The organism is Desulfatiglans sp. (assembly GCA_012513605.1).
In the GTDB taxonomy this organism is placed as follows: domain Bacteria; phylum Desulfobacterota; class DSM-4660; order Desulfatiglandales; family HGW-15; genus JAAZBV01.
This window is the reverse complement of the sequence record JAAZBV010000090.1, coordinates 14,393-29,652: the sequence shown is the minus strand read 5'-3', so window position 1 is coordinate 29,652 and position 15,260 is coordinate 14,393. Positions and strand designations below refer to the sequence as shown.

9 protein-coding genes are annotated in these 15,260 nt (G+C 43.9%); 4 read left to right on the top strand and 5 right to left on the bottom strand.

Annotated elements, in window-relative coordinates; genetic code table 11:
• Positions 1–189 precede the first annotated feature (189 nt).
• From GX654_12090 to GX654_12080, 3 genes are all read right to left on the bottom strand, one after another.
• Positions 190–2,925, bottom strand: a complete 2,736-nt coding sequence (locus GX654_12090; GenBank protein ID NLD37598.1) for a pyruvate, phosphate dikinase — start codon at positions 2,923–2,925, stop codon at positions 190–192.
• Positions 2,926–3,151: 226 nt separating this feature from the next.
• Positions 3,152–4,477: a replication-associated recombination protein A gene (locus tag GX654_12085; GenBank protein ID NLD37597.1), complete on the bottom strand. Its 1,326-nt coding sequence runs from the start codon at positions 4,475–4,477 to the stop codon at positions 3,152–3,154.
• On the bottom strand, positions 4,474–6,021 hold the full coding sequence (locus tag GX654_12080; GenBank protein ID NLD37596.1) for a PAS domain S-box protein: 1,548 nt from the start codon (positions 6,019–6,021) through the stop codon (positions 4,474–4,476). Before GX654_12080 ends, GX654_12085 begins: the two co-directional genes overlap by 4 nt.
• 151 nt (positions 6,022–6,172) lie before the next feature.
• Between GX654_12080 and GX654_12075 the strand changes: the two genes are divergently transcribed.
• From GX654_12075 to GX654_12060, 4 genes are all read left to right on the top strand, one after another.
• On the top strand, positions 6,173–9,640 hold the full coding sequence (locus GX654_12075; GenBank protein ID NLD37595.1) for a DNA polymerase III subunit alpha: 3,468 nt from the start codon (positions 6,173–6,175) through the stop codon (positions 9,638–9,640).
• 135 nt (positions 9,641–9,775) lie between these two features.
• Positions 9,776–12,361 (top strand): hypothetical protein, encoded by a 2,586-nt coding sequence (locus GX654_12070; GenBank protein ID NLD37594.1) that lies wholly within the window; start codon positions 9,776–9,778, stop codon positions 12,359–12,361.
• 76 nt (positions 12,362–12,437) lie between these two features.
• Positions 12,438–12,653 carry a hypothetical protein gene (locus GX654_12065; protein NLD37593.1) on the top strand — a complete coding sequence of 72 codons (216 nt, stop codon included), beginning with the start codon at positions 12,438–12,440 and terminating at the stop codon, positions 12,651–12,653.
• A gap of 29 nt (positions 12,654–12,682) precedes the next feature.
• The gene (locus GX654_12060; GenBank protein ID NLD37592.1) at positions 12,683–13,051 is read left to right on the top strand and encodes a YdbL family protein; all 369 of its coding nucleotides are present in this window, start codon (positions 12,683–12,685) and stop codon (positions 13,049–13,051) included.
• Positions 13,052–13,462: 411 nt separating this feature from the next.
• On the opposite strand, the gene GX654_12055 is transcribed toward GX654_12060, so the two are convergent.
• Positions 13,463–14,935: a response regulator gene (locus tag GX654_12055; GenBank protein NLD37591.1), complete on the bottom strand. Its 1,473-nt coding sequence runs from the start codon at positions 14,933–14,935 to the stop codon at positions 13,463–13,465.
• On the bottom strand, positions 14,928–15,206 hold the full coding sequence (locus GX654_12050) for a hypothetical protein (protein ID NLD37590.1): 279 nt from the start codon (positions 15,204–15,206) through the stop codon (positions 14,928–14,930). The genes GX654_12055 and GX654_12050 overlap by 8 nt, the downstream gene beginning before the upstream one ends.
• Positions 15,207–15,260 lie beyond the last annotated feature (54 nt).

The following is a 15,260-nucleotide window of genomic DNA, read 5'->3' as shown; positions in this document are numbered from 1 at the left end:
TTTTTAACGGCTGACTGAAATCATATAACACTATCATTTTATTATCGAAAAACGATTTTTATCCCTAGCATGGCGGGCAAGAGGGTGTCAAGAGCAAATGCCCGCCAACCATAGTAAAAATGTTATACGATTTTAGATTTACATAATTTTAAGCTAAAATAACTTGTTATTAATAATTCATACCTCTTTTTAATTTTTAGAAGCACTTTTAGCCGCGCTGAGGTTTATCTCAGACTGGGCCGCAGCAAGCCTGGCAACCGGCACCCTGAAGGGTGAACAGCTTACATAGTCCATACCTGCCCGGTTGCAGAAATTGACCGAGGCCGGGTCTCCCCCATGCTCGCCGCAGATACCTACCTTAAGGTTTTTGTTTGTAGAACGTCCTTTGTCGATGCCAATCTTAATAAGCTGACCGATCCCATCCTGGTCCAGTGTCTGGAACGGGTCACCTTTAAGGATCTTCTTTTCAAGGTAATCACCGATAAATCCGCCTATGTCATCACGGCTGAAGCCAAAACCCATCTGGGTAAGGTCATTTGTTCCAAAGGAAAAGAACTCCGCAACCTGGGCCATTTTATCTGCCATCAGAGCTGCCCTTGGTATCTCGATCATGGTACCAAGCCTGTAATCCAGCCTTTTTAGTTTTAATTTAGCAACAACCTCTTTATGAACCTTTTCAAAAATCTTTTTCTGCTCCTTAAGCTCATTTACATCGCATGTAACAGGTATCATTATCTCCGGCATAACCTTCATTTTTGACTTATTCAGTTCCCCTGCTGCCTCCAGAATTGCCCTCACCTGCATCTCTGTGATCTCAGGATAGGTAATGCCAAGCCTTACACCGCGATGCCCCATCATCGGGTTACTCTCATGCAGCAGCTCCTCACGCTTTTTTACTTCTGCGAGGCTGATACCTAAAGCCTTTGCCATCTCCTTCTGCTTTACAGCATCATCAGGGATAAATTCATTAAGGGGCGGATCAAGAAGGCGGAATACTACAGGTCGCCCGTTCATTACCTCCATGGTGGCCTTTACAGAATGCTTCATATGTGTGAAAAGCTTATTAAGGGCTCTCACTCTTTCTTCCAGGGACTTGCTCATTATAAGTTTTCTTAAAAGGTAAAGGGGTTTATCGCTGTTTTCACCGTAAAACATGTGCTCGGTCCGGAACAGACCTATACCCTCTGCGCCGAATTCAAGTGCATTCTTTGCATCCTTTGGTGTATCGGCATTTGCCCTTACCCCAAGCCTCCGGTATTTATCAACAAGCTTCATGAATTTTTTAAACCCGGGGTTTTCGGTTGCATCGATCATCTTCAATTCACCCGCATAAACAATCCCTTTTGAGCCGTTCAGGGTGACCACATCCCCTTTCTTAAGGGTCTTTCCATCTACAGTCATTGTTCCTATCTTCGGGTTTACATTTATCATGCCCGCCCCTACAATACAGCACTTGCCCCAGCCCCTTGCAACAAGGGCGGCATGGCTGGTCATGCCGCCGCGGGATGTAAGGATACCGCTTGCGGCCCTCATACCTGACACATCTTCAGGGCTTGTCTCTTCACGTACAAGTATTGCCTTTTTTCCATTTTTAGCCAGCTCGACAGCATCGTCAGCCGTAAAGACTATATGCCCGAATGCCCCTCCCGGTCCGGCAGGGAGTCCTTTTGCAATGGCCTTTGCCTTTTTTTCGTAGGAAGGGTCAATGATAGGATGCAGGAGTTCTTCGAGCTGCTCTGGCTGCACCCTCATAATGGCCATCTCTTCTGTTATCATCCCCTCCTTGAGCATGGATAAAGCCATGTTAAGGGCAGCGGTACCGGTGCGCTTTCCAGTCCTTGTCTGAAGCATATACAGGGAACCTTCCTGTATTGTGAACTCTATATCCTGCATGTCCTTAAAGTGCTTCTCAAGTTTTTTCTGTATATTAAAAAGCTCTTTATATAATTTGGGCATGGCCTTTTCGAGGGAGACCATATGACGATTCTGGTCCATCTTGGTTGATTCATTTATGGGGTTGGGGGTCCTGATACCTGCCACAACATCCTCCCCTTGGGCATTTGGGAGCCATTCACCATAAAATTTATTTTCCCCTGTGGCAGGGTTTCTTGTAAAGGCAACACCGGTTGCAGAGCTCTCTCCCATGTTGCCAAAGACCATTGCCTGGACATTTGTTGCTGTGCCCCATGCATCAGGTATGCCTTCTATCCGTCTGTAGGCAATAGCCCTTTTGCCGTTCCAGCTCTTGAATACCGCGGCAATGCTGCCCCAGAGCTGTTCCATCGGGTCATCAGGAAATGGAACGCCAAGCACCTTTTTTATCTTCTTTCTGTATTCATCACACAGGTATTTAAGGTCATCCACATTAAGGTCAACATCATTCTTATACCCCTTCTTCTTTTTGAGTTCTTCCATAATAGTTTCAAGCTGAACACGAATACCCTTTCCCTCTTCTGGTTCAAGGCCCTCTGCCTTTTCCATGACCACATCAGAATACATGGTGATAAGCCTTCTGAAGGAGTCATAGACAAATCGGGCATTGCCGGTCTTTTTTATGAGCCCCGGTATGGTCTTTGTGCATAGCCCGATGTTGAGAACGGTCTCCATCATGCCGGGCATGGACTTACGGGCACCTGACCTGGATGAGAGAAGAAGCGGGTTATCCGGGCTGCCAAATTTGCTCCCAAGCTCCTCTTCAACAAGTGAAAGGGCCGTTACGACCTCCTTTTTCATCCCCGGAGGAAAGCTGCTCTTGTTTTTAAAAAAGTCATTACAGCATTCTGTTGTAATGGTAAAACCGGGCGGCACAGGGATGCCTATCCTGCTCATCTCAGCCAGGTTGGCGCCTTTGCCTCCAAGAAGGTTTTTCATCTCTGCCTTTCCATCTGTCTTCTTCCTTCCAAAGGAATAAAGATATTTCGACATCTCTTCTTCTCCTGTTATATCGTTTGTGACTTTATAAAAAACTTGGTTAAAACAAAAATCATGAGAATGTAATTATATACTCAATTGGTATTTTATCAAGGAGGAAGAACCATAATTCTTATAATCAACAGGAGAAAACAGGTGTGAAGAAAGGTTAATCATGCATGTCTAAAAGTTGAAAAAGGACGTCATCGTTGCATTATTCTGCGATCCAGCAGCTCAATTATTATTCCGGCTTTTTTGTTACATCCCTTTTTATCTTCATATCCTTCATCCTCCGCTTTATCTCTTTTTCCATACCTCTATCTGTGGGGTGATAAAAGGTAATATCTTTGATATTTTCCGGGAGATATTCCTGGTCAACCTTTGCGTCAGGGTAATTATGGGGGTAGAGATAACCCCTGCTGTAACCCAGGTTCTTCATGAGTTTTGTGGGGGCGTTTCTTATATGCATGGGCACAGGCAGTGCCCCGGATTTTGCTATCTCCTTTTTTACAGCCATCTCTGCCACATAAAGGGCATTGCTCTTTGGTGCGGTCGCAAGATATACGGCCGCCTCAACAAGCGCAAGCTGCGCCTCCGGCGGGCCAATTTTTTCCCATGCCTCAAATGCGTTCAGGGCCACCTGTAAAGCAAGGGGGTCTGCTATACCGATATCCTCAGATGCAAACCGGATCATCCTCCTCGCAATAAATAGCGGGTCTTCTCCTGCCTCAATCATCCTGTATAACCAGTAGATGGATGCCTGTGCATCGCTTCCCCTCAGGCTCTTATGAAAAGCGGAGATGATATTATAATGCTCTTCGCCATCCTTGTCATAGGGAAGGGCCTTTTTGTCAAGGGCCTTTTCTACAAGCTCTATAGTGATCTGGTTGTTATCAGCCTTCTCTTCAACTGCATAATATGCGGCAATCTCAAGGTTGTTGAGTGCAAGCCTTGCATCGCCACCTGATATATCTATGATGTGGCTCAGGGCCGCATCATCTATCTTTAGTTCAAGGTCGCCAAGCCCCTTTTCTTTATCAGTAATGGCCCTCTCAAGTATCCTCTTCAGGCCGTTATTATCAAGGGGCTTTAGAACCATCACCCTTGCACGTGAAAGGAGCGGCGGTATTACCTCAAAGGATGGGTTCTGTGTGGTTGCGCCAACGAGTATGATAAGCCCGCTTTCAATATGTGGCAGAAAGGCATCCTGCTGTGCCTTATTGAACCTGTGTATCTCATCCACAAAAAGTATTGTTGACTGGCCGCTTTTGCCCCTCTCCTCTTCTGCCTCAGCAAGTATCTCCCTGAGCTCCTTTACCCCGGATGTAACAGCAGAAAAGGCCCTGAAGGGTTTATGTGTGTATTCTGCCATAAGCCGGGCAATGGTTGTCTTTCCTGTGCCGGGAGGCCCCCAGAAGATTACTGAAAATATCCTGCCGGAATCAAGCGCCCGCCTTAAGGCACTCCCCTTGCCAAGGAGGTGTTCCTGCCCCACTATAAGGTCAATATTGTCCGGCCTTATCCTTTCTGCCAGAGGTGTCTCGGGTATTATTGTCTTTTCTGTCATTCGTACATCACCATGAATAGTTCAAGGATATTCCTTACTGCCTCTTTTATATTATATGGTTTGGGGATTATTAGATCAGGGTTGTGTTCTATCATATGGCTGTGCCCCCCTGCATTTTTCATCTTCATTAACCCCACTGTAATGAGTTTGGGATTGATCTCTCTGCATTTTTTCCAGAAGGAGCTGTTATTCATGCCAAGGCTATCCATATCGGCAATAACCATATTTATCCTTCTCTTTTTTATTGAGGTAATACCTGCAAGGCTGGTTTCTACAGTCTCAACAGTGCACCCCTTTTCCAGTAACATCTGTATAAGCAGCTCCTTTGCTATATCGGAGTTTTTTATAATAAGTATCCTTGCATGCCTTATCCTGTTAAGGTCTATCTTTTTTCTCTTTTTATCCTCTTTAAAGGCAGGCAGGGTTATCTGGTAAAAATTCCCCTCTCCTCTTCCTTGCTTATGCTCGATTTCGCCTTTATGCCTTAGTATAACCGCCTTCACAAAACTTATACCCAGTTCATGGGTAAGAATGGTTTTTTGCGAGGTAAAAGACCCTGCTTCATCCCTGGAAGCTATTTCTCCATCCTGGAAATAGATAATAATCCTCTCCTGATCCTCTTCTGTTGTAATTAGGATCTCTCCCTGGTTAGAGACCTTTGAGTGTAAATATGAAATAAGTTGGCAGATGGCCTCTGTCAGCTCACGTGGATTCACGCTTACAGATGATGTTGCCCTTAAATAGCTTTTAATAGAAACCGCACCATTTTTTAACACCTCTTCTGTTCTTGTTAATGCCTCCTTTACTATACGGTTGATTTCTATATTCTTTTTTTCCTGGGGCTCCTCTTTTTCCCTTGCTATCACATCCAGCATCCAGCTCTCTTTTCGGATGATCTCATGCTCCCGCCTTAGTCTTGAGGCTATCTCCTTGAAATCGTTTCTGCCCGCATCCTTTGAATCCTTGATAAACCTGAGCATCTCAAGCATAGAATCCGACCATTTTGCCAGCATAGTGTGAAGCACCCCAGTCATCTTAAGCTCTGCCTCTTTTCTTATCATATGGTGCAGCTTTTCCTGCTCCTCTACCCTATCTTCAAGCCTTGAAATATTAAGGATATATGATGCCTTTCCCCTGAATCTTATTCTTTTTGATTCTATACTGCATAATATGGATTCACCACTTTCACGTACAAGCCATGTATCATAATGTCCCCGGCTTACCCTGCCGGCGTTCCACCTGTTATGTATAAACCTTACTTCAGAGAGATGATCATGCCTGACAAAACTCAGAAAATTTCTGTTTATCATCTCATCGGCTCTGTAACCCATATAGTCAAGAAAGGTATCATTTATCTCTATTATCCTTCCCCGCAATAAAAGGCATATGCCTGCCGGCACATCATTAAAAAGAAGGCTTTTTTCATGCAGCTCTTTTGTTATCCGGGCATTTTCCTTTTTTAAATCCGAAGCAGACTCAATAAGCCTTTGATTTTTTTTCGTAAGCCTCTGATTCCTCTTTTCCAATTCTTCAAGTTTATTCATTTCAACATGGTTCCTGCAAAAGATAAGTTACCGGCATATCAGTGTAAATTAAAATTCCTAAATTGCTCTTGATGATGATTCTCTTTTACCGTATCATACTCGCCTTATTGCCTACAATATGTAATGTTTTAAAAATAACCGGGGAATTAAATTGTCAGACAGTTCATCTTTTGTAAACCTGCACGTGCATACCGAGTTCAGTCTCCTTGATGGGGCTATTACCATTAAAGATCTTATAAAAAAGGCAGAGGGCTTTAACATGCCGTATGTAGCTGTAACTGACCACGGCAATATGTTCGGGGCGGTCCAGCTCTTCACCCAGTGTAAAGGGAGCAGTGTTAAACCCATTATCGGCTGTGAGGTATATGTTGCCCCCGGAGACAGGCGGGATCATGCACCTGCAAATGATGGCCAGCCAAGCAACTATCACCTTGTGCTTCTGGTAATGAATGAGACAGGTTACAAGAACCTGAGCAGGCTTGTTACCATGGGGCATCTTGAGGGTTTTTACTACAAGCCCAGGGTCGATATGGAGATATTAAGAGATTATAATGAAGGGCTTATCGCCATGTCCGCCTGCATGAAGGGTATTGTGCCTTATCATATTATGAAGGGCCGCATGGAAATAGCAGCACAAAAGGCGCGTGAGTTTGAATCCATATTTGATGATGGAAGGTTTTATCTTGAGGTGCAGGCAAACGGCATGCCTGAACAGGATGATGTGAATAAAAAACTAAGGGAGCTTTCAAAAAAGCTTTCCATACCCCTTGTTGCCACCAATGACTGTCATTACCTGAACCGCGAACATGCAGAGGCCCATGATGCGCTTTTATGCATACAGACCGGCAAGCTTGTTGATGATACTGACAGGATGAGGTTTTCAACAAATGAATTCTATTTCAAGTCAAGGGAGGAGATAGAAAAGACCCTGGGAGAGGGCTATACAGAGGCGCTTGATAATACGGTTAAGATTGCAGAGCGCTGTACCTACCAGATGAAATTCGGGGAGTACAAATACCCTGTTTACCATATAGAGGGCGATAAAAGCCTTAATGACCTGCTCAAAGAAGAGGCCAGAAAGGGGCTTGAAAAGAGGCTTAACCAGCGTGAAAAGGAGGATGGGCCCATATCTGATGAGCTTAAAAAGGAATACCAGGATCGGCTTGAATATGAGCTGGATGTTATCACAAAGATGGGCTTTTCAGGCTACTTCCTTATTGTTGGCGATTTTATAGAGTATGCACGTAAATCAGGTATCCCGGTCGGGCCTGGACGCGGCTCTGCTGCAGGGTCACTTGCTGTCTACTGCCTGGGCATAACCAACCTTGACCCCATAAAATATGACCTCCTCTTTGAAAGGTTCCTTAACCCTGAGAGAATAAGCATGCCTGATATTGATATAGACTTCTGCATGAATGGAAGAGACGATGTAATCAGGTATGTAACACAGAAATACGGCTATGATAATGTTGGGTACATTGTTACCTTTGGTACTATGAAGGCGCGTGGCGTAATAAGGGATGTGGGCCGCGTGCTCAATATACCCTATAACGATGTTGATAAAATTGCGAAGATGGTGCCTGAAGGGCCAAAGGTTACACTGGCATCCGCAATGGAAGAGGAGCCTGACCTTAAAAAACTTGAAAACGGCCAGGAGACAGAGCGCAAACTCTTAAGGATCGCAAAGGCCCTTGAGGGGATTGCAAGGCATTCATCCACCCACGCATCAGGTATAGTTATCTCTGACAAGCCCCTTGTGGAGTATCTCCCGGTAATTAAAGGTCAGAACGATGAAATAATGACCCAGTTCACAATGGATCAGCTTGAAAAGGTCGGCCTTATCAAGTTTGACTTCCTTGGCCTTAAGACCCTCACTGTTATCAAACATGCGGTTATGATCATAAAGGAATCCACAGGGGCAGATATTGATATAGACAACATCTCCCTTACGGATGAAAAGACCTTCAGGCTCTGCCAGGAGGGTAAAACAACAGGCGTGTTCCAGCTTGAAAGTGATGGCATGAAGGACCTTTTGCGCAGGCTTAAGCCGGAGGATTTTGAAGACCTTGTAGCCCTTGTTGCACTATACAGGCCCGGACCAATGGACTGGATACCTGATTACATAGATGGGAAGCACGGGAAGAGAAAACCAAACTACCTGCACCCAAAGCTTCAGCCTATACTTGGCAAGACCCACGGTGTTGCTGTTTATCAGGAGCAGGTAATGCAGATTGCACGTGACCTTGCAGGCTTCTCAATGGGAGAGGCAGATGTGCTCAGGAAGGCAATGGGTAAGAAAAAGGCGGAGCTCCTGGCTGAGCAGAAGGAGAAGTTTGTAAAGGGGTGTGTCCAAAACAATATAGATGCCCCCCTTGCAGAAAAGATATTCGCTTTTATTGAACCATTTGCAGGCTACGGCTTCAACCGCTCCCATGCGGCATGCTATGCCCTTATAGGTTACCAGACCGCTTATTTAAAGGCCCATTATCCTGTCCAGTTTATGGCTGCTCTGTTAACAAACGACATGGGTAGCCCTGACAAGACCATTAAGAACATTGCCGAATGCCGCGAAATGGGTATCCGCATTCTTCCGCCCGATGTCCATGAAAGCCGGGCCGATTTTACTGTTGTAAATAACGCCATCAGGTTCGGCCTTGCCGCTGTTAAAAATGTCGGAATGAAGGCGGTTGAATCCATTATAGAGGCGCGTGATAAAGAGGGCAGGTTCACTGATATATTTGATTTTAGCAAAAGGGTAGATGGCTCAAAGGTAAATAAAAGGGTGCTTGAGGGGCTTATACAGTGCGGGGCAATGGATTTTACCGGGGTTTTCAGGTCACGGCTTTTTGCCGCGGTAGACGATGTAATAAGGATGTCAGGGATTAACCATAATCCAAACCAGCTTACTATCTTTGGCGCCATGAAGGGTGACAACAAGGGCATGGCCGCCCTCTTTGAGTTCCCTGAACTAAATGAATGGAATGACAAGGAAAAGCTTAAGAGAGAAAAGGAGTCACTTGGTTTTTATATAACCGGCCACCCGCTTAATGAATATCAGAAGACAGCGGAAAGGTATGCCACCACAACTATTGCAGGGCTTTTAAAGTCAGAGGATCGTTCACAGGTAAAGGTGGCAGGTGTGATAGCGGATATAAAACTTAAGAGGACTAAAAAAGGCGACAGGATGGCTGTGATCTCCCTTGAGGACCAGACCGATTCTGTTGAGGTGGTCTTTTTCCCCGATGCATTTAACAGCTCGTCTCACCTGTTAAAGGGGGATGACCCGGTGCTTGTAACCGGTGTTGTAGAGATAAATGAAAACATGGCCAAGATTATAGGAAAAGAGGTTGCATCGCTTGAAACCATAAGGCAGCAGGCAATCAGGGTTGTAAAGTTTAATCTGGATGATAAAAAGATCTCAAAGCAGTACCTTGAGGAGCTCAGGGATATATTCTTTAAATATCCGGGTGAAAGTTCTGTTGAATTTATGCTTGAAGGGGACAATGGCCAGAAATTCTGCGTATGTGCTAATAACCATTACAGGGTGCTCCCATGTGACGAGTTGATGTGCGAGATAGAGGAGAGGACAGGGCAGAAGATTCCATGCACATACCATTAACATGTTAGTGGGAATATGATCCGAAAACACGTAATAAAGATCTTAATAATAATTTTGTCATCCATCCTAATTTTAGCGCTTGGACTGATTACGTGTTTTTACCTCTTTGTTCCAGGCTATGTTGAGAAAGAAATCTTGCCTTCGATACTGAAGGATAGCGGTATTGAGCTTACCCAACTTAAAGTCAGATCCATAGGGCCTGGCGGAGCAGAGATAAGCGATTTTAAGATCGGGCCGGATGATGGAGGCATCCTTATAGACTCCATCCGGCTTGATTACACACCTTCAGCCCTTTTTAAAAAACATATAAACAGGGTTGTCATTAGTGGTATCTCCATAGATGCAAGATACGAAAATAATAAGGTCTCTATAACAGGGCTTGATGAACTCCTTAACAAAAAGGACAACAGTAAAGAGGAGAGTGAAACAGCCGTCCCTGTAACAATCGGGGAAATCAAAATAGTCAATTCGACCCTGGACTTTGGATACGAGGGTAAAAAATTCAGGATACCATTTGATATTTCCGCGACCTCCTTTGATAAGGATTTATTACCCCATAACTTTAATGCAACTATCTACCCAGATGGAAATAAAGTTAGAGTCTCAGGCATATGGGAAAATAACATTATTAAACTTGCAGTAAAATCAGATGAAGTGGCACTTGATCTTTATGAGAAGATACTAAGGGATATGATCCCTGTTAACCTTAAGGGTAAATCCAGCCTTGATCTTGTCTTAACCCTATCCATTGACCCGTTTACTATTAAGGATATTTCTGCCTCCTTCAAACTGGATAAATCCAGTATTAGCTACTCAGGGGTTGTGCTGACAAATCCTGCTGTCCCGCTGGTGGATTACAGGCCCATCAGCATCAATATAAACTCAAAAGATGCGCAACACCTCAATTTTGAAATCTCCCCGATTATGATTAACCAAAGCAGGCTCTCTGTATTATCGGATTTTTCAGGGACTGTTGATATTAATGAAGATAATCTTAAGGGAGATATAAAAGCATTCACCCGATTGCTTACTGGCGATAACATGCCAGCCCTTGCATGGGATGTGGCAATAGAGAAGAGCACTGACATAACCAGTGTAAAGATAGGTGCAAAAGAGGGTGAAGAAAATTTTGGTCACCCCTTCAGTGTTTCCATTAATGACACGGATATTACTGCTGTTTCCCCGGAGATTGAAGCTTCTGTTTTATTTGATAAGGGCATTCTATCCGCTGATTATCTATTTAGATTGAAAAAGACAGACGCCCAAATCGTTGATATGAGTTTTTCTTTACCTGCGGTGTCTATTAAGGGCAATATCAGGCAAGATGAAAATAATATGGATCAATACATCTCTTCATTCACATTAAACAGCAGGGAGATCGCCTTTATCAGCCCGGACATAAAGGCGAGCATCCCTGAATACCTTGTGAAGGGGGAGATAAAATATGACCCGGATAAGGGTATCAATATGGAGGCAGGCGCAAATTTTAAAAAGGGCGTTGTGTCAATGCAGGGTGGGGCTTTAAATATAAAGGAGATTGCCGGGGATTTCCCCTTTTCATGGCCGTTAGATAAAAGCTACGACAGGGGCAGGCTATCCATTGGGAATTTTACCTATGGAGATTATGCCCTTGGCCCTCTTGACCTTAAAATTGCCCAGAAAAAGGGGGATATAAACTTTACCGGGACTGTAAAATACCCTCCTCTCGCTGATATGAAAATAAACCTCAGCGGCTCCACATCATTAACATCAAAGGGTGGCACAACAAATATAAAGGCAGATATCCCCGCATATAAGCCCGGCGTTGATATTGACCTTGGTAAATTTGCCCCTGCGCTAAAGGGATACAAGTTTAATGGCCTCCTAAAAACAGATGGAGCCATTAACCTCTCCGGTTCATTGATGAAATCCGGGCTGAATATCACCATAGAAAAGGGCGCCATAAACAACAATGAAAATAAACTCGCATTAAAGGATATCCTGTTAAGCTTAACGCTTGATGACCTTATCTCATTTAGAAGCCCCTTTGGGCAAAAGATAAAGATAGGCAACGCCTCTTTTGGTGATATATCTGTTGACGATGTTGCCTTTGATTTCAGGGTAGACAGCCTCTCTTCTATCTTTATTGAACAGGGGAGATTCAAATGGTGCGGGGGTAATATCAATATACAGTCCTTCCGTGTGGACACTGAAAAGGATGAATACCTTATTACCCTATTCTGCGACAGGCTCAGGCTTGCAGACCTGCTTGAACAGTTCGGGGTCTTTGGTGTAACAGGGGGCGGAACAGTAAACGGCAGGATACCCATAACCATATCAAAGGGTAAGATCAGCTTTGAGGATGGCTTTTTGTACTCCACACCGGGCGGGGGCGGAAAGATAAACATCAGGGGCACTGATATGTTCAAGGCTGGTATGACACCCGGTACACCCGAGTATATTCAGATGGATATAGCAAGCGAGGCATTAAAGGCATTTGACTATTCATGGGTAAAGATGTCCCTGAATACTGACCAGGAAGAGCTTACAGTAAAGCTTCAATTTGATGGTAAGCCTGAAAACAAACTCCCATTCAGATATGATAAAGACTTAAGCAGGTTTCAGCGTGTAGAGACTGCATCAGAAGGCTCCAACTTCCAGGGGATAAGCCTTGATGTCAATTTTAAACTGCCCCTTGATGAATTGTTGAATTACAAGGGTGCATTGGATATGATAAAGTAAGGCGCAAGGCGCAGGGTGCATAGCTCAGGGTTAAAACAAGGGACTCTTATTATTAATTGAATAAAAGGAGAATGATATGCAAAAGGTATTAATGATATTTGCGGTATTAACAGTGTTTACTGTTTTTTGCGGGGCCTGCTCAACAAGGCATGCCATTGAGGTAGCGCCGGTTGAGGTTAAACCCATACATATTACAATTGATGTGAATGTAAAGATTGACCGTGCCCTTGATGACTTTTTCAGTGACATAGACAAGGCTGAAAGCAAGCTTCAGGGATCAGGTAAAAAATAAAAGTGAAATAAGATGATAAGGAGATAAAAATGAAAAAAATATCATACAAATTATTGCTGGCTTTAATTTCAATATTGATAATATGTTCATCAAACCTTTATGCACAGGGCATTAAGGAGAGGATGCAGGATCGCCTGCCTGCTGTTGTTGAGCTTAAAAAGGCAGGAGTTGTAGGGGAGAATGCCCAGGGATACCTTGAATTTGTGGGCGCAGACAAGAAAGGCGAAGATACTGTTACAGCAGAAAATGATGACCGCAAAAAGGTGTATGAGGCGATTGCAAAACAATCAGAGACAACTATAGAACTGGTGGGGCAGAGAAGGGCCAAACAGATAGCTGAAAAGGCCGACCCTGGCGAATGGCTCAAGGATGAGGCCGGCAAGTGGTATCAGAAATAAAATACCAATTCTTTCGTAGGGTAGGGTTTTATACCTAATGTTGTTGAATTAAGAAGGCCACACAGTCATTTCGGCTTAATCGTCATCCCCGCGAAGGCGGGGATCCATTTTATATATTTGAAAATAAAAACAAATAGATTCCCGCATTCGCGGAAATGACGTACTATGAATCTTAATTTCACGATATTGGGTTTTATTCCCCACCAAAAAAGAGGTGGCATATAAAATACCACCCTACATATTTATGAGCGCCCGTGGGTATGACGAGATATTTTACTGATTAAGAATACGGAAAATCCCTGAGTATCGAGCATCAGGAACATGGACAAGTTTTAATATTAATCTCCGTGCTCTCCGTGGTAAATCTTCTTCCTTAAAGTGGCATATTTGTACTATGAGCTATGTATCATCCTATGTAGAAGGCTGAGTAACCCTGTTATCAAAAATTCCCCTGATCGTTTTCATAAGATCTCCCATTACAACAGGCTTTGCCATATAGTAAATACCCACCTCTGACAGGTGTTCCCTATTTATCAGGTCGCTGAAGCCGCTGCATATGATTACAGGTTTATCCGGATCAATCTCCCGCATCTTTTTTGTCAGTTCAAGGCCGTTTATCTCAGGCATTGACATGTCAGTGATAATGACATCATAAGCCTTATGATTTTTACAAAAATCTTCATATGCAGATTTTCCCCTGTTGAATACTGTTACACTGTATCCGTGTCCCTTAAGTATCCTTGATGTTACATCAGTAATGCCGGTCTCATCATCAATAATCATCAGGTGTTCGCTCCCGGATAATGGCATCACCGGTTCAATAGCATCTTTATCCGGCTCCATACCTGCTACAGGGAAATAGACATAAAATGAGGAACCCTCATCCTTTCTGCTCTCCACATGGATATAACCATCATGGCGTGTGACTATCCCGTGTACTATTGAAAGGCCAAGCCCGGTCCCCTCCCCCACCCCCTTGGTGGTAAAGTAGGGGTCAAATATCTTTGCCATTGTCTCATCATCCATCCCGTGCCCTGTATCTGTAACTGCAAGCCTGATGTATGGGCCTGGCTTCATATCAGGTAAAGGAAACACAGCTCCCTCCCTTATTTCTACATCCGAGAGTCTGACAACAAGCTCCCCGCCTGATGCCTTCATGGCATGATATGCATTTGTACAGAGGTTCATGATCACCTGGTGCATCTGGGATGAATCTGCAAATACAATCTTTTCCGAATCGACATGTGCGGTGACGGTTATTGTTGAAGGGATTGTAGACTTGAGCAGTTTTATTGCCTCGTTGACCACGTCCCTTAACCTGATATGTTGCCTCTTCTCCTCTGCCCTCCTGCTTACAGCAAGTATATGGTTGACCAGGTCCCTTGCCCTGAAGGCTGCATTCTTCATCTCGGAAAGATCAACTCTCACCTGTGCAGGATCAGTTATATCAAGCTGGGCAAGCTCAATGTATCCGAATATGATTGAAAGTATGTTATTAAAATCATGGGCAATGCCCCCGGCAAGCGTGCCAAGTGCCTCCAGCTTCTGGGTCTGTAGCAGCTGCTTTTCAAGGAGTCTTTTTTGCCATTCGCTTTCCTTTAATTCCAGCCCGGAGATATTCTGTATGATGGCATAAAAGATAAAGGCCCACATCATTGGTATAAGAGCGCCAATAAGATCCTCATAGGGATCAAGGATATTAGTTACCCCTGTCCACTCAAAAAGGAGGCACAGGCCATAAAGTATGTTTAATAGGAGAAGGGATGAAATAAGAATTTTGATGTCAGTCGAGATTTTCCGGTGTTTTAAGATTAAGAGTATCGGCAGGGCTATAAAAGCGGCAAGGGTAAAAAGGGTATCTATTACAGCAATGGGGCTATTCATTTTTACCCCCTCTAACGCCAATAGCCCTGAAACACCACATCATGATCATTAATGCATTTATAAGATAGCAGATATGTTCAAGGTGATTTAATAGGTTATTAAAAAAAAGGGTTTCTAAAACTGTACAGATACAACCTGTCGTGAAAAACAGAAAGGCTGTAAAAAGCAGCTTCCACCCGAAGAATTGCCTGAATTTATGCCTTTTAAGGATTATAAAAACCGCTACGCCCAAAGAAAGAAGAAGCATAACAAGTTCATTCTCATGAATCATTTTGTCTCCTCTGGAACCCGGTTTTAAAAAAATATACTATTGTTTTACACTTAC